The following is an 18,880-nucleotide window of genomic DNA, read 5'->3' as shown; positions in this document are numbered from 1 at the left end:
AAATCGCTGGAGGGATGGTCGTTGGAGCTCAAGCAATTAGAGTACTTTATGGCACTGTGCCAGGAGTTGAATTTTACTCGTGCAGCCGAGAAATTGGGTATTGCACAGCCTTCACTCAGTCAGCAAATCCGCTTGCTTGAGCATGAAATCGGCATGCCCTTGTTTGATCGCATCGGCAAACGAACGGTTATGACGGAAGCAGGCAAAACATTGCTTCACCATAGCTATCATGTGTTTCATGAATTGTCACAGGCGCGTGCAGCGATTAGCGAGCTGCAAGGCTTAAGCAGAGGTGCCTTAAAGATTGGTGTACTGCTGACAGTTGTCAATTACTTGCTCCCACCTACTGTTATTGAGTTTCACCAGCGTTATCCAAAGGTTGAATTGTCTGTTTTCGGGTTGAGAACCGGTGATATTTATGAAGGACTTCTGAAAAACGAACTCGATCTGGGGATTGTTTTTTTGCCTATGGAGCATGACGATCTGGAAACCATTCCGCTCTATACAGAAAATCTGGCATTAGGAGTTCCTGCGGATCATCCGCTCGCGAAGGAAACGTTTGTTTCGCTTGCGATTTTGAAAGAAACCCCCTGCATTTTATTACCGAACACGTACTTTTTGCGTCAGTTGATTGATGAAAGGTGTAAGGAGCTGGGCTTCTCGCCACAGCCTGTTTTGGAAATGACCACAATGGAATCGATTACGAATATGGTCGGGCAAGGTGTCGGTGTCACGGTACTTTCGAAAGGCTACCTCGACTATATCGATGATAAACGGATTCGCACGATTCCGATCCAACAACCTAATATGACGGCGCAAATCGGTATCGTTTACCGGAAAAACAAGTATTTGTGTGCAGCAAGCCGAGTTTTTATGGAGCAGTTGATTGCTTCGGTTAAGCGTGATGAAGGTTGATCATGCGTGAGTCAAGATTAGTTTATGATGAGGCGAATCATTGTTCAATAGCATCGTTGTTATCATTTCGATAGGTATTCCCTATCATTTGTCAGGTACTCAGGTACTTATGAATCACCTGTATTCGGCTTAAAATGAAAATGAATGCAGCTTATGGTTATCATAGGGAATCACGATGAATAAAGCCTTTGAACGCTTCAACAAATTCTCTATACTGGCTTTTTTCGAAAGCTAAAGGCGGAACATGGATCGGTTTTGACATCTCCACGCCATATCCGAACGTTTTCCAAATGATGTAATCCTTCGCCTCCTCTACATACGTGGTGACAACTGTACAAGAGAAATCCATGTCATCCGAACAAACCAAAATAGGAAGAGCAACATTTGTAAAAGAAAGCAATGCGAGGACTTTTTGTTGATCGCGATTATCAAACAGTCCGATAGGTGGCACTAATAAATCAAAAGAACGACTCTGAGTATTTTGATTCAAATAGTCATTCAAAGTGATGTCATTGATTGTAATGACGTATTGGGGATGCTGAAAACCCTTCATCTGATCTTGGCGTATTTCGATTTTACTATGTATGTATTTATGGGCCTTACCCACTATAAGCACCTCCGTCAAGGATGACTCTTTGTATTGACTCCCTTTCATTTTACATGTTCATAAATCAGAACACTATGAGAAACGAAGGCTCTGGAATGCACGCTCACAGAGCCAATCGTTACTCTTTCATGTCGTCAATCTATTCCCGCTTTTTTCAACGAAACATGAACACTCAAGCCTCTATCCGCAGAAGGAGCAATAGAGATGCTTCCCTCGTGATCTGCGACAATCGCTTGGGCGATGGCCAGACCAATCCCGCTTCCGCCCCTTTTTCGCGTACGGGATTTGTCCACACGATAAAATCGCTTAAAAAGGTGGGGAATCTCTTTTGCCTGAATACCGATCCCTGTATCCTCTACCACAATGTGCACAGCCTCTTCATCCCCATATGCGCGTACCTTCACTTGTCCTTCATCTGTATATTTCCGTGCATTGTCCAAAAGGATGTCCAACAACTGGCGAATCCGCTCCCGATCCATCAAAAGGACAATCGCTTCTTCCCATTCAAAAAGCAGCTTAATTTGTGGAGGGAAAATGGGAACCCACGCTTGCTTTACTTCCAGAAGCAGAGGGGTTAGTGGCTGCACGACTTTCCTTGAGCCTAGTTGTGAGTTATGCTGCAATTTGGCTAGCGACAACAGGTCATCAATGAGTTTGAAAAGTCGTTTACACTCCTGCTCCACAGCTGCGAGTGCTTCGTCCCTTACTTCAGGTTTGTGCTGCCCCCATCTTTGCAGAAGACTTACATAGCCTTCAATTATCGAGAGCGGTGTACGCAATTCGTGAGAGGCATCTGTGACGAATCGCTGCTGATAGACCATTGCTTCTTCCATGCGATCTAACAACAGATTAAAGGCATGGATCAACTCGTAGATTTCACTCTCTACGTGATGATGGTGAATTCGCTGGGAGAGGCGTTGAGGGAAAATGGAATGGATTTGCTGGATAAGATGATCGAGAGGCTTCAGTCCCCAGTTGCTCAACCAGTAGCCTCCTATCGCCGAAAGTAGCAAGGTAAAAAAGGCCGAAAGAAAAAGAATCGTGAGCAGGATGGAAAAATACCATTCAAGCGCTTCTGTCGTAGTAGAAATTTGCACAAACAAAAGCTCCGATGTGAACGGTAGCTGCACAGGTTCTTTAGCGACCAAGGTCCTTTCATAATAGTCTTCCGGCTCTTTTGTCCAATTGGCTCCCCGTATCGAAGCGATTTCCTTGCCGTTTTGGTCGCTGATGTTGATGAATTGATTGACGTCAGCGTAATTCGTTAACAAACGAGTCAAATAGGGAATCCTCAGCGATGCTTCTTCGGTGATTTCTGTTTTCAAATCGGCTGCGATGGCCGTCGCTTTTTGATTGAGTAATTTTTGCTCATGTTGATGGACGAGATTAGAGGTACTGAAAAAAATAAAAATAGACAAAAAGAGAAGCAAAACCAGCATGCCAGAGCTAAAAAACAGTGTCAGTCTCCATTTGAGTGAGTATCTGCGAGGTGTAAGCACTGCGTTCTCCTTCTAATCTCGTAGTGTATAGCCGATTCCTCGAACAGTATGTATCAGTTTGACGGATGGATCACTTTCAATCTTGTTCCGCAAATACCGGATATACACATCCACGATGTTGGTATTCCCCATAAAGTCAAAGCCCCAAACGGCTGTAAGAATTTGCTCTCGCGAGACCGCTTGCTCTTTGTTTTGAACCAGATAATAAAGCAAATCAAACTCGCGTGGGGTCAACATGATTTCCTCGTCATCGAAGAACACTCGCCGTGCGTTGGGCTGGATACGCAAGCGACCAACCACTATCTCCTGATTTGCTTTTGATTCCCGCTGACGTAACAAGGCCCGAATCCGGGCAAACAACTCCTCGATGGCAAACGGCTTCGCCAGATAGTCATTGGCTCCACTGTCTAGCCCCGTGACGATATCTGGAACCTCTCCACGAGCCGTGATCATGATAATGGGGACATCCTTGGTTTCCCGTATGCGCCGGCATAGTTCGATCCCCGATAATTCGGGCAACATGACATCCAGAAGAATGAGGTCGTACTCAATCGTCAGTGCCTTTTCTAATCCGGAAAGCCCGTCGTATTCAATATCCGTCGAAAATCCTTCATTCTCCAACTCCAACTGTAAGTATCTTGCCAAGTTATGCTCATCCTCCACGAGCAGCAAATAGCCTTTTCCATCTGGCGTAGGCATGCATATCATCTCCGTTTGAATATCTTACCAACAGTTTTCTCAGGAAACTCTCATGAAATTCTACCGGGAATCTTAGTTTTATTCTGTACGATAAAAGCGTGGATGAGAAACATACAACAAGATGAACCATTCAGAAGGAGGAACATCATGACAAAGCGAAACTGGAAAGGTACTACTGCGGTCGTAGCTATTCTAATGGGAACTTCTCTTCTCATGAACGGACAAGCCTACGCGGCTTCTGAGACAGGTCTCACCTCCACAACTACACATAATCAGGATAAACTGCAGAAAAAACATAAGAATGACCAGAACCTGCAACAGATTATCGAAGAATCCATTGCAAATCAGGGCAATGGACAGGCTGAAATGGACCAATTTGATCAAATGGTTCAAGATGGTATGAATAACGACCTGGCAGCCAACGAGGAAAGTACTACTGATAGTAATCTGAATAAACAGACGAAAGATACTGCTCCTTCATTTGATCACAATACTTCTGCCTCCTCTTCCGACATTGCCGATCAGGTCATTTCCGAAGGATTGAAGTATAAAGGCGTTCCCTATAAATACGGTTCGAGCAAAAAAACAACACGTACATTTGATTGCTCTTCCTTTACACAGCGAGTGTTTAAAGAGGTTGGCGTAAAACTGCCTAGAGACTCGCGACAACAGTCCAAAGTCGGTCAAAAAGTCTCGAAGGATCAACTGCAAAAAGGGGATCTCGTGTTCTTCCACAGCTATGGCAGCTCGTCTTCTCGCATTACCCATGTTGCCATCTACGCTGGAGACAATAAGCTGCTGCACACGTACGGTAAGCCTGGAGTTACAACAACTAAATTCAAAGGGACTTCCTGGGAAAAACGCTTTGAGCTTGGAAGACGTGTGATTTAATCATCTTCGTGCAACACAAAAAGACTGCTGAGTGCTTCAGCAGTCTTTTTCATCATCACTGTAACGAAGGAAGCAAGAGAAACATGTTCCGTTACGCCCTCCTTGAAAAAGAATCATTAAACTACAAAAACTCTGTCACAATGACACCTTCCTGATTGTCGCCTGAAAGCACATATTTTCCATTGGTAGGCACTTGAATCATGATGCTAGTATTTACCGGATAATAATAAATTTTGTAGTCGCCACCATTTATACTCCCCGACACTTCCTTTGCTTCTCGCAAGTAATTCACGTATTCCTCCAGGGAGAATTGACGCTCCTGCATAATAGCGCTGTGTGGCAAACCTATAAATCGGTAATGCATAGGATTATAAGGAATGCCAGTGATTGTGACCTTTTCCTTTGGATAGCGAAGAATGAACCCGTATTTCCAAGCGTTTTCTTGTAGCCACTTCCCTTCAGGAGATTGGTCGATTTTCATTTGTGTGGATGCAACATCCAAGGCTGTTCCCAAATGATGTTCGTTAAAACAATCTGGCAATGCACCTTCGTCATGTCCCTTTTCTTCAGCCGGTTTTCCCGTTTTTTCCAAACTTCGATAGCCGCTTTTGATCATAAAATCATTTACATTGTCACTGCTTGCTGCACCGGCCATCTCGTTGAACGCCTCCGCTGCGTTCTCAGACAATTCAATAGAATTATCTTGCAAGCGATAGCCTTCCACCAAATATTTGTGCGAAGACAAAAGGATCACATCGGATGGGACAGCCTCTGAATGGATCGGATGGTTCTTGTTGACTAATAACAGATCGCCCTGATAAATCTGGTCTTGTTCAACGCGAATCGCTTTGTATTTCGGGAAAGCTGCCGTGTACGGCTCTTTTTGTTCCCATAAAGCATCTATGAATGTCCGCAAGAATGGATAACCCAATAGCAATAAAAGAATACCTAGTAAGAGAAACCTCTTTTTCATTTCCATTTCCTCCATGGTTCGAGCGCATGTTGTTTTTTTCAATATGATGGTACTAGGCAATGTTAAATGAAATCGTGGTCAAAAGATAAAGTTTTCCTTAAATATTTTTACTGTAAACAAACTGAAAATTTTCAAGGTCCCTTGATATTCGATAGGAGCAAAGGAAAGCTGAAACGTTGTCAATTATTGCTCGTCAAATGGAGTGAAACTTCAAAAATAGACGAGGTGGCTACCATGAATGTCAGACAACGTACGATTTCTCTTTCTTTCCTTGCATTGTTAACCGTGTCATTCGCCCAACCAAGCTTTGCTGCAACGACTCCTTTTACGGATCTCGTCCAATCTGGAGCAAAGGATAAAATTCTTTCCTTACAGCAAGAAGGTGTGATAAAAGGCGTAGATGATAACAAGTTCGCACCTAATGAAACGATAACAGCTGCTCAAGGTATTCAACTGATTGTAAATGCCTTTGATTTGAATCTGGCAGCGATCCGTTTTGTAAAAGCTCCACAAGCCACTGACTTTTTTTCCAAAGCAGATAACGAGGCTTGGTATGCAGAGAGTCTCATCATAGCGGCTGTGAACGGTTTGGAGTTACCAGCTGATCTCGATCCGAACGCTGAATGGACTAAAGAGCAATTCATTCACCAGCTGATGAGAGTGATGGAGACCAAAGGTAATCTTCCCATGATCAAACTAGTGCCGGTAGAAATCAAAGATGATCATGACCTCACCGTGGATTATCAAGGCTCCATTCAACGAGCTTTGGCAAGAGATGTGATCGAATTGGATAAGGAAAACAAGCTCCATCCGCAAAAGCCCATCACGCGTGAAGAGGCAGCCGAAATTATTTATAATGCCCTTGCTTATTTGAAAAACCATAAGCCTTTGAACTAAAACAAAAAAATGCAGCGATCCTCGTGAAGAGGGGCTGCATTTTTTACTTACTTAACCAGTAATCATCTGATTTACTTGCCCGGTTATCAACAGCATCGCTTGCAAGACAGGCATCATACTGACAAGATCAGACGAATGGAAGCGTACCGTGCGTCCTTCGATGAGTTCAATTCCTGGCATCCAGCTGACTGCTGTGGCAAATTGTGATTTTGTAAACTCGACTTCTATCGTATTCTCTACTCTTTGCTCAAGCGGTTTCACTGTATTGCGATGGAGCAATGCCTCTTTTGCCCGCTGACGGATCAGCTCTCTCGCACGGACGGGATGCATCGCTTGCGACGAGAGTCCAGTTATCCCTGTTTTTACAGCGACTGTAAAGACTCCAGGGATATGTTCTTCCACCTCCTTAGCCGTTTGGGAATCTCCGGTAACGAGTACGACTGGGACACCGAAGGCTCCTGCGATTGCTGCATTTAAACCCGCTTCGCCCACCTCTTTGCCATTTAAGATAAGCCTATGGATAGCGAGGCCAGACAGTGTATGATTGAGTACTGCATCTCCTGTTCCCGCTTTTCCATGATAACCGATGAAAAATGCGGCATCGCAGCTACTGTCGATTCCCTGCATCATACAGAGAGGCTTGAAAAAACCGCGGATGACATCTGCCTGTGGGTGCAATTCTTCCAGGATGATATTGTTCATCGGTCCATGAGACTCATTGACGATAATTTCGGTAGCTCCTGCTTCCAGTGCACCCTCAATCGCCGCATTAACATCTTGGGTCAGCAGTCTTCTCCCCGCTTCGTAATGTCTACGACCGGGGATCACATCCTCCCATTCACTAAGTCCGGATATCCCTTCCATGTCCAACGAAATAAACACCTTCATGAGAAACTTCCTCCCTATCTTCGATTAGGTTGCTTTCGGTATTTGGCGTGATCCAAAGGCCATGCGCTTGATCTTACCGTCTGGATGGCGAACAAAGCGGATGAGTGAATCGATGTTGTGGCGCGTGAACAGAAACGTGTCTTCGCCCACGGAACGCAGTGGAAACACATCATTGCCTAAAACGAGTAAGAGCTGTCTCTGTGCTTCATCGAATCTAATCTCTACTGCGTCTCCTTCTCCTGATTTATATGTACCAGGGCATTGCTGCAAGGAATCAAGCGACACTTCCCTATCGGGAAACGTGGCGAACTGCGTCTCGAGCGGGCGACCGAACATGCTGTTCAATAAACCTAATGTCAGATTGGTAATGGGGGCATCATCCATGTTGGTCAAAAGAACGCCGGTTACTCCCGCCTCTGGGATGATGAACATTTGTGCTGTGATCCCTTTTAAGCCGCCGGTATGGGTGAGTAACGTGTAATCTTCAGTAAATGGAAGTACGCCGAGTCCGTAACCATAGCTGCGACTCAAGTCAATGCGTACATGAGGAGCAGCCATTTGTGACACGCTATCTCCCGAGATGATTCTCGCTCCATTTGAAAGCCCGCCTGTCCGATAGACATCCGCATACCGAAGCATGTCACGTGCGGACGATTTGAGAAAGCCTGCTGCACGCATGGAGGGAGCATCCCACCAACCAGGGGCACGTACAACCTCACGAACACCATCATTCATGCGACATGTGTACAGCATGGTAGTATTGTCGTCCTCTCCTAATTCCTCTACATGAAAAACCGTTCGTTCCATGCCAACCGGCTGTAAAATATGCTCTTTAACATAGTCTTCATATGTTTTGCCGCTGACACCCTCAATAATTGCCCCCAGCAAGCCAAAAGCTTCGTTCGAATAGCTGAATTCTGTCCCGGCAGGTCCCAACAATTCGAAGGGCAGCTTCTCTATATATGCCATGAGGTCTTCGAAGGTATCGATTGGGTGTTTACATTGCGCTTCAAAATGTTGGAGTAATTCTTGTGCTGTCGGATCGGCTTGTAAACTGCGTAGCATTGCGGGAATGAGAGATGGAAGTGGTGGAAATCCGAGGGTATGGGTCATGAAATGATGAATGGTGATGCTCTTCGTTTGGGCTTCATCCGGTGTGCGAAACTCAGGCAAATACGTGATGACCGGATCATGTACGGAAAGCTTTCCTTCTTCCTGAAGCTGCATGATCGCCATGCATGTAAACGACTTCGTAATTGACCCGATGCCAAATACCGTATCCAGATCGATAGGAGCTTGCTTTTCGCGGTCTCGATAACCAAACCCTTTTTCGTAAGCGAGTTCCCCGTCTTTGGCTACCGCAATGATCGCACCGGGAACCTGAAAATCATCCATCAGCTTTTCGACGTATGCTTCAAATGACGCTTCCCACTCATTCATCTTCATGTCATACCTCCTTAGATTTATTACATACAAACCGGAAAGCAATTTCAGTTTTTTAATTCCGAAGTGTACACTTCAAAAAAACAAGGATATGAAGTTCATGCACTAGTAGAATTATAAGCGGCAGATGAAAAAACAACAATATATAATTCTGAAAATAATTAATTTTCACAACGAAACACAATTAAATAAAAATGGCCCTTCGTCTTGTATGACGCACGTCAATCAGAAACTTTAAAATGTAAAAGAAACAATCTCTTATTAGAATAAAAAATAGAGTAATAGCTGCCGGTTTTAACACCAGCAGCCTCTGTTTGTGTTTGCCTTACTATCGAACCCATAAGGCTCAACTGGCCGAGCCGTGTGGACATATGCGGAATCCATAGGGGAAGTTTCTTGAAGATGAGCACACGTTCGCACGATACGGTTAACCAGATATTTAAAATATGAATCTGTCCTTTTCTGTTACCATCTATGAGCCGGCTATTTTTTTTCCTCTTGGTTGTCTGCTGTTTGCGTCTGGTTCGACAGTAATGCCGATTTGATCAAAAGTCTGCCCTTCGGCGAGCTGGTAGGTCAGTAATCCGAATCCGTTTTCGTCCGGCTTGAATATGCCACCATTTTCTCTCTTGCTGTTTTTCAGCAGCCAAACCTGGTAAACCTGTGAACCTTCGACGCCGGGCAATTCGTGAACCTGCACCACCAAATTTTTCTCTGATCCCTGCTGGACAATATAGGCGATACCGTTTGTTTCCGGGTGGCTTTGATTGGCTGCTTTTAAGGGAATCGCCGTTACAATTTCAATGGGGACATTTTCCGCATGGCGATTTTCTACTTGTATATTCGCTATTCCAAGGCCAATAAACGCGAGAAACAAGACGGTCACCATACTCGTTGAAACGGGAGTGAACTGGCTTTTAAGCATCATGGCGAGCTTGCTCATCTTAGCCATGAATGTTTCCGTACCGCTTCTTTTGGGCTCAAAAACAAACCCCAGTACCTCGCCTTTTAGCGATTCAGGCACCTCGATTTCGGTATAATCGAACGGCAAAGCATGCCAGGCCTGGGATAATTCCTGATATTCTTTTTTACACTCCACACAATTCTTTAAATGTTCAGCAAAGGCCATGTGTTCGCTCTCCTTGAGCTCATTTGCTATATATGAAATTAAATGATCACAAACCCTTCTCATTTTATATCCTCCAGTTCCAGATGCTTCCTCAATCCTTTAAGAGCCTGGTGAAGCCTGCTTTTAATCGTGCCAAGCGGCTCTTGTTCCAGCTTGGCGATCTCTGAAAGAGAATACCCTTTCCAATATAGCAGATCGATTAATTTTCTTTGGGCCGTCGGCAATTTGTTTTTCGCCATCGCAATATCATTCGTATTTACTCGTTGCTCGACTGCATTTGCAGGATCGGCGATCTCTTCATGTTCCTCTTGATGGTGTTGCGTATGCTTCTTCTCTTTGCGAAGGTAGTCAATGCATATATTGCGGGTAATCGTGAGCAGCCAATTTACAAAGCTGCCTTGAGCAGGATCGTAATGGCTGTTTGTTGTCCATAGCCTCAAAAAGACCAGCTGAATAATTTCTTTCGTCTTATCCTCATTCCCATTGCAAAACTTCATAACGAAGCCGTAAACAAGCTTTATATATCGATCATAGAGCTCCTCTAATGCGTGACCATTTTTTTCGTTAACCAATCGCATTAATTCCGCATCGTAATTTTCTTTCATGTGGCACTCCCTGCTTTTGGATAAAAATTATACTGCCATAACCCTTTTTTAAAAGTAAAGATGGGAACGACCGCGACTGATCGTTCCCTGGGAGGCTTATTCAAATGTTGTTTCGCTGTTTACGACAAACCATACTTCTTTTACTCCTTGTCCGTTTATATCCCCTTCTTGCTGGTCTTTTGCAAAATAATAGAGAGGAAAGCCTTTGTATGTAACCTGCTTCTTCCCGTTGTCTTCTCTTGTGATCGTACCGAAATCCTTTTTGTCAAAACCTTCTGGGACTGCGAAATTCTCCTGGGTAAATGCCGGCCAGTTTGCCAGGCATTCCCCGCTGCAATTGCTTTTTCCTGCTTCGTCCTTTTTAAAGTAATACAGGGCCCTTCCCTGTGGATCCGCCAAATACTCTCCAGCTTTTTCATTCTTCAAAAGCTGGAGGGCTTGTTCCGATTTAGTTGGTTCCGTTTGGGCTTGATCGGGTTGAACCGCCTCTGTTTTTACCTCCGTGCTTTTTCCACAAGCAGCCAAAGCAAAAATAATCAAAAGCAGTGCAAGTGTAAAAACTACTTTTTTCATGTATGTTCCTCCTTACTTCCAGCCCCATTTTTGAAAGATTTGGTGAGATTTTTCCGTTCTTAAATAATCAATAAATTGCTGTGCCTCTTTTTTCTGATCAGTGATTTTTGTCAGGGCGATCGGCGTTCCACGATAGAGTTTTTCTTCTTCGGGCAGTTCGACCAGGTCAGTCACATCCTGGAGCCGGTAATGCCACGATTCATAGGTAATCCAGGCGTCCAGACTGGAATTCGATTTCCATCGTTCAATGGCTTCGGCACTCGACTTTACAGAAACGGTAATATTTTGAGTAATGCCTCCGATCAGCCCTTTTCTGCCTGCCAGGTCTTCCCACAGGCCAAGCTGGCCAGCCCCATTCACATCCATTATTTTTACTCCCTTTTTCGTTAAATCCTCCAGACTTTCAATCTTCTTAGGATTTCCTTTCCTCACCAATATTCCTGCAGCACGTGCGTAAAGCTCCGTACGTGTTTTGGTGTCGATCATGTCGGGGTAGTTAAAGATAAAGTCCTGCAGCATATACTCGGAGCCACCGAAAATAATATCTGCATCTTGCTTTGCTTGACCGATCCACTTGCTCTCTGGTCCGGCTGTTATTTCCACCTTCATTCCCGTCTCAGCTGAAAAATGTTCAGCAGCTTCTTTGATCGGTCCAAGTGGTCCACCTGGTCCGTACACCCGGATGACTTGGTCACTTTGGCTAGAATTTGGTGTCGCCTGGGACGCTGGCTTACCGTCCATTTGTGCATAGGCTGACATTCCGGCAGCCGTAGTGAAAAAAAGCAGTAGAACTGCTAGGCACACGGTCTTCCTCATGATTCTTCCTCCATTTCACACTTGTTTTTTAATGGTACTATCAAAGGAAACGAAGGGAGGCTGTAAACGGTTTGATTGTAATTGTGAAATAGTTAGAAAGTTACATGAAACGATGAAAAACTAGACTGGTGAAGAATAAATAAAGATCTCCGCACAACCTACGCCAGTCTGGCCAGGTGTGGTGATCTTTGTCTTTGAGATGCCGTTGTAAACAGAAAAAAACGACCCTTTTTCAGGGCCGTAAAATAGTTTGCTCTTATTTTTCTAATTCTCCATCGTTATTTGTTACCGCAAAGTTGTAATTAATAGAGCGTGTAAATGGTTCGCCATCCTCATTGATGCCAGTTACGTCAAAGGAGAGATTATAAACACCTGGCTTCGTCGGCACAGTAAAATTGCCAGTAAGCTCATCTTCTTTTACGGCAAACTTCACTTCATCAAGGACGCTTGCTTTTTCGCCGTTCATGGAACGAGTCAGGTTTGCTTTTTCCAGTAACGATTGATCAATTTCGTTTTTGCCCAGGTCGACGGAAATCTTCGCTTTGTCGCCTTTCTTGAATACCTTTTTGCTCGCCTTTACTTTCGCTTCTTCTCCACCATCCACGGAACCAACCATGAAAAAGGCGTCGTCAGAGCCCTCCACTTCAAGTGTCCATTCGCCTGCTTCAGGTTCCTCTACTTCAATGAAGTGATGAACAGCATCTTGGAATATCCCGGGCTCATCTTCCGAGTTGCTTTTTTTACTAAGATCGGCCTCATACTCTTTGCCAGACGGACTGATCAGGGTCACAACGGTGTCTTCCGACGAGGTCATCGTATCAAGATTCAGCTTATCGATTCCGCTCTCCAAGAAAAATGTTTCGGAGGTGTTGTCTTCCACTTCGCCTCCGCGGAGAATAACGGAGCTTTCTTCCACAGTGGTTTCTTTCGATTTGTCTTTGCTTATTTTATTTGCACGTTCTTTAATGGATGCGTTTTGCAATTTTGGCTGAACCAGATCCCATGTTTGTGAGGCTTTCGCTATTTGACCGTGGGAAACGTCTTTTGTAAAGCTCTTGATCCCATACGGCAAACCGAAGGCAGACTCAACAGAAACGGCTCCATCGTCTTCACCAGGAAGAACCGCATGACCAAACCAGGTAGCACTAAACCAGCCATCATCCCCTGTTCCAGCGGCCATGTATGTCTTTGTTGAACTATTTTCGCTACGGCTGTCAGTCTGCGCACGGAAGTTGGCCATATAGGACGTTTGCAGGGAATACACGGCATCATCTTTTTTGCCAAGAATGTCAGCGAGCCATCCCGCCCAGTTGCTGTACGCCATGTCAGCCAATTCTGAACCTTTGTTTGGCGTGGAAAGCTGGTGAACTACGTTGACATACGGATGTGCGCCATAGTGAACGAGCGCTGTCTGTGTATCGATGCCACCTTTGGAATGTGCAATGATATTGATTTTGGAAACACCGTAATAATCTGCAACCTTTTTAATGACTTCGGCGAGCTTCGCTCCGTTTGTCCACATGTTGCCACCAGTACCATCCGCGTCCTTCAGTTGTACAAATGCGGTACGATACCCGGCGTTATAGGCTGCATCATAATATCCGTCTGTTGTATACCAGGTATTGTAGGTGGAGTGCAGACCCTGGACAAACAGGATCACGGGCTTGTCTTTGGATGCATTGGGAGGAACCGCACCTGTGTACCAGTCACCAAAATGACCACTTGGATTGTCGTCATGCAAAACCGGAGCTGGAGCGGCTGCGCTTGCTGCTTGCGGGTAGACCAGCGCCGTTGATAATGTAACGGCCGCTAGCAAACGAGATAGTGCTTTCTGATTCATGAAAAGAACACCAACCTTCACCTTTGGATTTATTGTTGCCGTACACAATTGTTAAAATGGTGCACGGATTGCAACTGCCTGTTCTACCTTCAATGTGTCTTGAATAATCACCATGATCGTATTCATTTGCTGATGAATAAAGAAATGCCCACCAGGCATGGGGTAAAATTTGCATTCTCCCCCGCAATAGTCTCGCCATGCCACAATATCTTGGATTTCAATAGAATCTTCTTTCCCAAACAATACCGTCATATTGACAGGGATTTGTTTGGGAAGCTCATAATTCATTTCATAAGTTTGCACGGCCTGGAAATCAGCGCGAATCATAGGCAAAAATACCTCCAAGATCTCGTGATTATCCAAAACTTCATTGGGAGTGCCCCCAAGTGTACGAAGCGATTCGATGAACTCGTCATGCGGCAGGTTGTATGTTTTCACCAGCTTCTGATACGCATGTGGCACGCGGGAGGCAGACAGGAACAAGTGCTGGGGCAGTGGCTTTCCATTCTGCAACAGCTTTCGCGTCAGTTCAAACGCAATTAATCCGCCCATACTGTGGCCAAAAAAGGCAAAAGGTTCTTCCCCCAGCTCTGGTGTAATCCGGTTGTATACATCCTCCAAGACCTCATAAAACGAGGTGGAAAGAACCATGCTATCGCCAATTAATGAAGGCCGTACCTCGAATGGATCAATTTCCAATAACGCTGGCGACACTACCCGCTTCCACCCGTAATAGATGCTGGGAAGCCCACCTGCGTACGGAAAGCAGAACAATTTCATCTCTTACCCCTCCCTTTCCTCATTGCGTATTATCTCGACATCTTTCTATGAAAAATAGCCTGATCCAAATCTTGTAAATCCCTCATCACTACTTGAGCAGCAAACCGATTGGCAGTCGCGCATACTGATAATTTGTAACCTGGATCGATCTCATACTGATGAAATGCCCAAGCATCGCGGGAATCACTTTGCGATATCGTAATCGATTGGTCCAGGTTTTTTCTTATGGCGAATGATTGCAACGGGATGGATAGCCCCATGCCTCTCGCTTTTATATAGCTCTCCTTCAAAGTCCAAAGGTCGTAAAAATATGAAACCTGTTCATCTGGATGTTTTGCCAAGAGATCCTCTACTTCGGCTGTTGCAAAATAATGAGTGGCAATATCCAAATCAATCGGACATATTTGCTCCACATCAATCCCCACCTGCGCGTCATGCGTGGCGCAGACGACCCATTCCCCGGAATGCGAGACGTTAAAGCAGAAGTTGGGAAATGATTTCAAAAAAGGTTTTCCGTATGCATTGTAGTCATACTCGATTTCGTCATTGGAAATCTCGTAGACTTCACAAATGAGAGAACGTACCAGCACGTCCGCGAGCAACGCCCGATAGGAGTCAGCCGGATTTCTGAAACGATTGACCCGTTCCCGTTTTTCTTCGGGCAGTGCTTGTAAAAATCGGTTGAACGACTCTTTCTCCATGACAGCAGGACATTTCAAAGCGTAAATGGCAATCATGTAGCGCTCACCCTTCTTTCGGTCAATTCCAGGCTACTCATTTGATCTGCTCGATCCTTTCGCTGCTGCACTTCATACAAGTTGGCATAGATGCCGTTGTACTGCATTAATTCCACATGGCGCCCTTGCTCGATAACCTTTCCTTGATCCATCACGTAAATCACATCGGCAGCCTCTACAGTCGACAGGCGATGAGCGATGACAAGTACTGTTTTATCTTTCATGAGTGCAGTTAATGCTTGCTGCACCCAATATTCCGATTCTGCATCCAAAGCAGAGGTTGCTTCGTCCAGTAAAAGAATCGGTGCATTTTTCAAGATAGCTCTGGCAATGGCAATTCGCTGACGCTGGCCGCCGGATAGCTTGGCACCGCGTTCTCCTGTTTTTGTCTGGTAGCCATCTGGCAGTTCCATAATAAAATCATGCGCATACGCAGCTTTGCTTGCCTGGATGACATCCTCTTCCGAAGCATTCAAGCAGCCGTAACGGATATTGTCTTCAATCGTTCCTTCGAACAAAAAGGCATCCTGAGGCACGTATGAGATCAAGCTTCTGATTTCTGCGAGAGAATAGGCGCCCATGGGCTTGCCCAGTAAATAAAGAGAGCCGCTCGCAGGTGGGTAATACCCTAACAGAAGTTTCATGACGGTGCTTTTTCCACTTCCACTCGATCCGACTAGGCCAGCCATTTGGCCTTGCTCGACTCGTAACGAAACACCATCCAGCACATTTGTATCTTCGTTGTATCCGAAAACGACCTGCTCCAGTTTCAGCATGCTTTCGCAATACTGGTGTTTGTCGGTGCTCTGCTGATACTCTTCCGGTTCGAGAGGTTCATTCAGAAAATCGACAACCCGAGAAGCGCCAGCTAGCGAGCTCTGCAACGCTGTAATGACTTGGCCAAGCTGGAGAAAGGCCAGTGTTACAAGCATCTGTTGTTGAACCAGAGCAACCAGCACACCCAACCCGATTATTTGTTTGGACACCATCATGATTCCAAAAACAAGCATTCCTCCGAAGCTTACGAATTGGATGAAGAAATTGGTCCCTTCCAATAATCCGTGTTTATGCCCTTGTTTGATGGCAGACGAAGCTACTTCTTCATTTGCTGCCGTGTAACGGGCGGTCACAACGTTATGTAAATGAAACATTTTGATGATGGGCAACCCAGACAAAAAATCGTTTAATCTTTCTGTCCCAATCCCCATCTGCTGCTGCATTCGGTCTCCAATGCGCCGTACAGACTTGGCAAACAGCGTATTCACATAAAGAGTCAATGCGCTTACGATCAACAAGACGACGGCAATTTTCCAATCCATTGCAAACATTCCTATGATCGAGCCAATCAGTGACAGCAGGATGATGCTCAATGTTTTCAATTGCTCTGCGTACGCGTTTTCCATGAGGACAACATCATTGCCCAGTCTCGACATCGTATCTCCCGAATGGTGCTGCTCATAGTAATCGAAAGGCAGCTTGCTCAAACGTTGATAGACATGAAGCCGAATGTTGGCAATGAGCTCACGGACGCATCGACGATAGATGTAGCTGAAAAATGGAGACAGGATACTTAGCAAGAGGAACATCACAGCCATGGTGGCAATCGCTCTGGTTAATAAAGCAGGGTCTTTTGTGTTCGCAAAATCCGTCAGATCCATGAATACGAAAGGTAAAGATACCAATACAGCTGCTTGACCGATTCCGTCTCCTACGAGTCCCAATATATACGCTCGCTTTTTCGATTTCATAAACGACAGCAGTTGAAGTAGTTCCCGCATCAAACTCTTGATGAACATGCCTATACCCTCCCTGCTGCCAGTGAGCTGTGCGTCTCTGTGGCAAACTGTTTTTGATACAATCTGGTGTAAGCGCCGTCTTGGGCAAGCAAATCATAATGTGTACCCCGTTCAACAATTTGTCCTTGCTCCAAAACGAGCACTTCATCCGCGTCTTTTATCGTAGACAGTCGATGAGCAATGACGAGAACCGTCCGATTTTTCATTACATTTTCCAGTGCTTCCTGTACCAGAGCTTCCGATTCTGTATCTAAAGCAGACGTTGGTTCATCCAGCAGCAGAATCGGGGCGTCCTTCAAAATCGCTCGGGCAATCGCGATCCGCTGTTTCTGTCCTCCGGATAAACGAGAGCCTCGTTCTCCCACTTTTGTTTGATATCCTTGCGGCAGCTCCATGATAAAGTGATGCGCATTGGCTGCTTTTGCCGCTGCGATAATCTCGTCTTGTGTCGCATCAATTCGTCCATATGAGATATTTTCCGCAATAGACACGGGAAATAGCGTCGTATCCTGAGAAACCATGGAAAGATAGCTCCGCATGTCCGGCATATTCCACTCCGTCATGGAATGCCCGAATACATTGAGTCTTCCGTTGCCCGGTTCCATTTGATAAAACCCGCACAGCAATTTCATGATGGTGCTCTTTCCACTTCCGCTTGCACCAACTAACGCAACGGTCTTATTTGGATGTAACGTAAAGCTAACATCATCAAGAATCCTTACCTGATCGTAGCCAAACGTAACGTTCTCAAACTGTACAGGAATCGCTTGTGGATCAACAGGAATCGCAGGCAGATCATTTTGTTCAACTGGCTGTGAAAAAATTTCTTGCAGCCGCTTTGCCGCACCTGAGGTCTCTTGTACTTGGGCAAACAACACGGGCGCGAGTGAAAGAGGTTCGATAATGAAGTGAAGCAAATAGCTGAAAACGACCAAGCTGCCCAGATCCAATTCTCCCGCCTGAATCAAGTACCCACCATAAGCAACAAAAAACAGAATGGGGGAAGAAAACAATAAAATCCCTGGTGCTGTCATCCACGCACGTTTCTTCTCTGCCTGGAACGCATTTTTCAAAACCTGCTTCATACCCGCATGGTATTTACGATACAGGACACCTTCCAATTGAAAAGCTTTGACCATGTGAATCCCGGAAAGCGTATCCTGAGCGATTGCGTTCGTTTTACCCAGATGGTCCTGCATTTGCTCCGAATATTTTTGAAGCGGTCTGCTCATCCACCCTGTGATCGCGATAGCGACGGGGAGGATTGCAACGCTGAAGATGATTAACTTCCAATTGATCGTCAACAACAGTCCAAGAGCTCCGACAAAAACAACCGGCAAATAAAAAAGCTGATAGAAATGCTTTTGCAAAAAGCTTTGCAAGATTTGGGCATCCGTTGTTAAGCGAGAAACGAGATCGCCAGAATGAAATTTATCCATCGTGGACATGGGGACTTTTTCAAGATGAGAAGCCATGCTGTTTTTCAAATCTCTCATGGCTCTTGCACTAAATCTAGCTGCCGAATACGTGATGAAATATTTTGAGAGAAAACCGACGATGGTCAGACAAAAAATGATAAGGGCAATACTGACCAGCTTGTCGAAGTTGTTCGTATGTTCAACCATGGTTTTGATCAGGATTCCCATCCAAATGTCTGCAACAGCCACAAGGAGCGAGGCAATGATACAAATCATGACCCAACCTCGATAAGGCTTTACATATGAGAGTATCCAGCCAAACACGGGCTCTTTCTTTCTGTGCTGAGCTTGCTTGGTAAAAATCATTTGCTGCT

General features: G+C 45.2%; 18 protein-coding genes. 3 read left to right on the top strand and 15 right to left on the bottom strand.

Annotated elements, in window-relative coordinates:
- The first annotated feature begins 21 nt into the window (after nt 1-21).
- Nucleotides 22-915 carry a LysR family transcriptional regulator gene (locus FO446_RS14500; protein WP_221866964.1) on the top strand — a complete coding sequence of 298 codons (894 nt, stop codon included), beginning with the start codon at nt 22-24 and terminating at the stop codon, nt 913-915.
- 160 nt (nt 916-1,075) lie between these two features.
- On the opposite strand, the gene FO446_RS14495 is transcribed toward FO446_RS14500, so the two are convergent.
- The 3 genes from FO446_RS14495 to FO446_RS14485 form a co-directional block, all read right to left on the bottom strand.
- On the bottom strand, nt 1,076-1,531 hold the full coding sequence (locus FO446_RS14495; protein ID WP_237901064.1) for a hypothetical protein: 456 nt from the start codon (nt 1,529-1,531) through the stop codon (nt 1,076-1,078).
- 125 nt (nt 1,532-1,656) lie between these two features.
- Nucleotides 1,657-3,021 carry a sensor histidine kinase gene (locus tag FO446_RS14490; RefSeq protein WP_237900970.1) on the bottom strand — a complete coding sequence of 455 codons (1,365 nt, stop codon included), beginning with the start codon at nt 3,019-3,021 and terminating at the stop codon, nt 1,657-1,659.
- Nucleotides 3,022-3,033: 12 nt separating this feature from the next.
- Complete coding sequence (locus FO446_RS14485) at nt 3,034-3,720, bottom strand: response regulator transcription factor (protein WP_237900968.1); 687 nt, start codon at nt 3,718-3,720, stop codon at nt 3,034-3,036.
- Between the two features lie 147 nt (nt 3,721-3,867).
- Here FO446_RS14485 and FO446_RS14480 point away from each other — a divergent pair, with 147 nt between their 5' ends.
- Entirely contained in the window at nt 3,868-4,611 is a 744-nt protein-coding gene (locus FO446_RS14480) for a C40 family peptidase (RefSeq protein ID WP_173609230.1), read from the top strand.
- 121 nt (nt 4,612-4,732) lie between these two features.
- Here FO446_RS14480 and FO446_RS14475 read toward each other — a convergent pair whose 3' ends face one another.
- A complete protein-coding gene (locus FO446_RS14475; RefSeq protein ID WP_173609231.1) occupies nt 4,733-5,584 on the bottom strand; it encodes a M15 family metallopeptidase in 852 nt (283 codons plus the stop codon).
- 234 nt (nt 5,585-5,818) lie between these two features.
- On the opposite strand from FO446_RS14475, the gene FO446_RS14470 reads away from it, so the two are divergent.
- Complete coding sequence (locus FO446_RS14470) at nt 5,819-6,481, top strand: S-layer homology domain-containing protein (protein ID WP_237900966.1); 663 nt, start codon at nt 5,819-5,821, stop codon at nt 6,479-6,481.
- Nucleotides 6,482-6,532: 51 nt separating this feature from the next.
- Here the strand turns inward: FO446_RS14470 and FO446_RS14465 are convergent, their stop codons facing one another.
- The 11 genes from FO446_RS14465 to FO446_RS14415 all read right to left on the bottom strand — a co-directional run bounded on the left by FO446_RS14465 (nt 6,533) and on the right by FO446_RS14415 (nt 18,872).
- On the bottom strand, nt 6,533-7,369 hold the full coding sequence (locus FO446_RS14465; RefSeq protein WP_173609233.1) for a M55 family metallopeptidase: 837 nt from the start codon (nt 7,367-7,369) through the stop codon (nt 6,533-6,535).
- A gap of 24 nt (nt 7,370-7,393) precedes the next feature.
- Nucleotides 7,394-8,815: a serine hydrolase domain-containing protein gene (locus tag FO446_RS14460; protein WP_237900964.1), complete on the bottom strand. Its 1,422-nt coding sequence runs from the start codon at nt 8,813-8,815 to the stop codon at nt 7,394-7,396.
- Between the two features lie 469 nt (nt 8,816-9,284).
- The gene (locus tag FO446_RS14455; protein WP_237900962.1) at nt 9,285-10,004 is read right to left on the bottom strand and encodes an anti-sigma factor; all 720 of its coding nucleotides are present in this window, start codon (nt 10,002-10,004) and stop codon (nt 9,285-9,287) included.
- The gene (locus FO446_RS14450) at nt 10,001-10,546 is read right to left on the bottom strand and encodes an RNA polymerase sigma factor (protein WP_173609236.1); all 546 of its coding nucleotides are present in this window, start codon (nt 10,544-10,546) and stop codon (nt 10,001-10,003) included. Before FO446_RS14450 ends, FO446_RS14455 begins: the two co-directional genes overlap by 4 nt.
- A 96-nt stretch (nt 10,547-10,642) precedes the next feature.
- Nucleotides 10,643-11,119 carry a COG4315 family predicted lipoprotein gene (locus FO446_RS14445; protein WP_173609237.1) on the bottom strand — a complete coding sequence of 159 codons (477 nt, stop codon included), beginning with the start codon at nt 11,117-11,119 and terminating at the stop codon, nt 10,643-10,645.
- A 12-nt stretch (nt 11,120-11,131) separates the two neighbouring features.
- Nucleotides 11,132-11,935 (bottom strand): extracellular solute-binding protein, encoded by an 804-nt coding sequence (locus tag FO446_RS14440; RefSeq protein WP_221866969.1) that lies wholly within the window; start codon nt 11,933-11,935, stop codon nt 11,132-11,134.
- 256 nt (nt 11,936-12,191) lie between these two features.
- On the bottom strand, nt 12,192-13,775 hold the full coding sequence (locus tag FO446_RS14435) for a lipase family protein (RefSeq protein WP_237900960.1): 1,584 nt from the start codon (nt 13,773-13,775) through the stop codon (nt 12,192-12,194).
- 51 nt (nt 13,776-13,826) lie between these two features.
- Nucleotides 13,827-14,555, bottom strand: a complete 729-nt coding sequence (locus FO446_RS14430) for a thioesterase II family protein (protein ID WP_237900958.1) — start codon at nt 14,553-14,555, stop codon at nt 13,827-13,829.
- Between the two features lie 29 nt (nt 14,556-14,584).
- Nucleotides 14,585-15,292: a 4'-phosphopantetheinyl transferase family protein gene (locus FO446_RS14425; RefSeq protein ID WP_237900956.1), complete on the bottom strand. Its 708-nt coding sequence runs from the start codon at nt 15,290-15,292 to the stop codon at nt 14,585-14,587.
- Nucleotides 15,289-17,088: an ABC transporter ATP-binding protein gene (locus tag FO446_RS14420; protein WP_237900954.1), complete on the bottom strand. Its 1,800-nt coding sequence runs from the start codon at nt 17,086-17,088 to the stop codon at nt 15,289-15,291. Before FO446_RS14420 ends, FO446_RS14425 begins: the two co-directional genes overlap by 4 nt.
- Nucleotides 17,089-17,090: 2 nt before the next feature.
- The gene (locus tag FO446_RS14415; protein WP_173609243.1) at nt 17,091-18,872 is read right to left on the bottom strand and encodes an ABC transporter ATP-binding protein; all 1,782 of its coding nucleotides are present in this window, start codon (nt 18,870-18,872) and stop codon (nt 17,091-17,093) included.
- Nucleotides 18,873-18,880 lie beyond the last annotated feature (8 nt).

Origin of the sequence: Brevibacillus brevis (assembly GCF_022026395.1) — a bacterium.
Taxonomy (GTDB): Bacteria; Bacillota; Bacilli; order Brevibacillales; family Brevibacillaceae; genus Brevibacillus.
Note: the sequence above shows the minus strand (reverse complement) of the source record. Positions and strands in the feature narration are given on the sequence as shown.

Coding starts and splice junctions, on each gene's coding strand:
- FO446_RS14445 (WP_173609237.1), bottom strand. CDS start 11,119: ATGAAAAAAGTAGTTTTTACACTTGCACTGCTTTTGATTATTTTTGCT.
- FO446_RS14415 (WP_173609243.1), bottom strand. CDS start 18,872: ATGATTTTTACCAAGCAAGCTCAGCACAGAAAGAAAGAGCCCGTGTTT.
- FO446_RS14425 (WP_237900956.1), bottom strand. CDS start 15,292: ATGATTGCCATTTACGCTTTGAAATGTCCTGCTGTCATGGAGAAAGAG.
- FO446_RS14480 (WP_173609230.1), top strand. CDS start 3,868: ATGACAAAGCGAAACTGGAAAGGTACTACTGCGGTCGTAGCTATTCTA.
- FO446_RS14435 (WP_237900960.1), bottom strand. CDS start 13,775: ATGAATCAGAAAGCACTATCTCGTTTGCTAGCGGCCGTTACATTATCA.
- FO446_RS14455 (WP_237900962.1), bottom strand. CDS start 10,004: ATGAGAAGGGTTTGTGATCATTTAATTTCATATATAGCAAATGAGCTC.
- FO446_RS14460 (WP_237900964.1), bottom strand. CDS start 8,815: ATGAAGATGAATGAGTGGGAAGCGTCATTTGAAGCATACGTCGAAAAG.
- FO446_RS14430 (WP_237900958.1), bottom strand. CDS start 14,555: ATGAAATTGTTCTGCTTTCCGTACGCAGGTGGGCTTCCCAGCATCTAT.
- FO446_RS14470 (WP_237900966.1), top strand. CDS start 5,819: ATGAATGTCAGACAACGTACGATTTCTCTTTCTTTCCTTGCATTGTTA.
- FO446_RS14420 (WP_237900954.1), bottom strand. CDS start 17,088: ATGTTCATCAAGAGTTTGATGCGGGAACTACTTCAACTGCTGTCGTTT.
- FO446_RS14465 (WP_173609233.1), bottom strand. CDS start 7,369: ATGAAGGTGTTTATTTCGTTGGACATGGAAGGGATATCCGGACTTAGT.
- FO446_RS14450 (WP_173609236.1), bottom strand. CDS start 10,546: ATGAAAGAAAATTACGATGCGGAATTAATGCGATTGGTTAACGAAAAA.
- FO446_RS14440 (WP_221866969.1), bottom strand. CDS start 11,935: ATGAGGAAGACCGTGTGCCTAGCAGTTCTACTGCTTTTTTTCACTACG.
- FO446_RS14475 (WP_173609231.1), bottom strand. CDS start 5,584: ATGAAAAAGAGGTTTCTCTTACTAGGTATTCTTTTATTGCTATTGGGT.
- FO446_RS14485 (WP_237900968.1), bottom strand. CDS start 3,720: ATGCCTACGCCAGATGGAAAAGGCTATTTGCTGCTCGTGGAGGATGAG.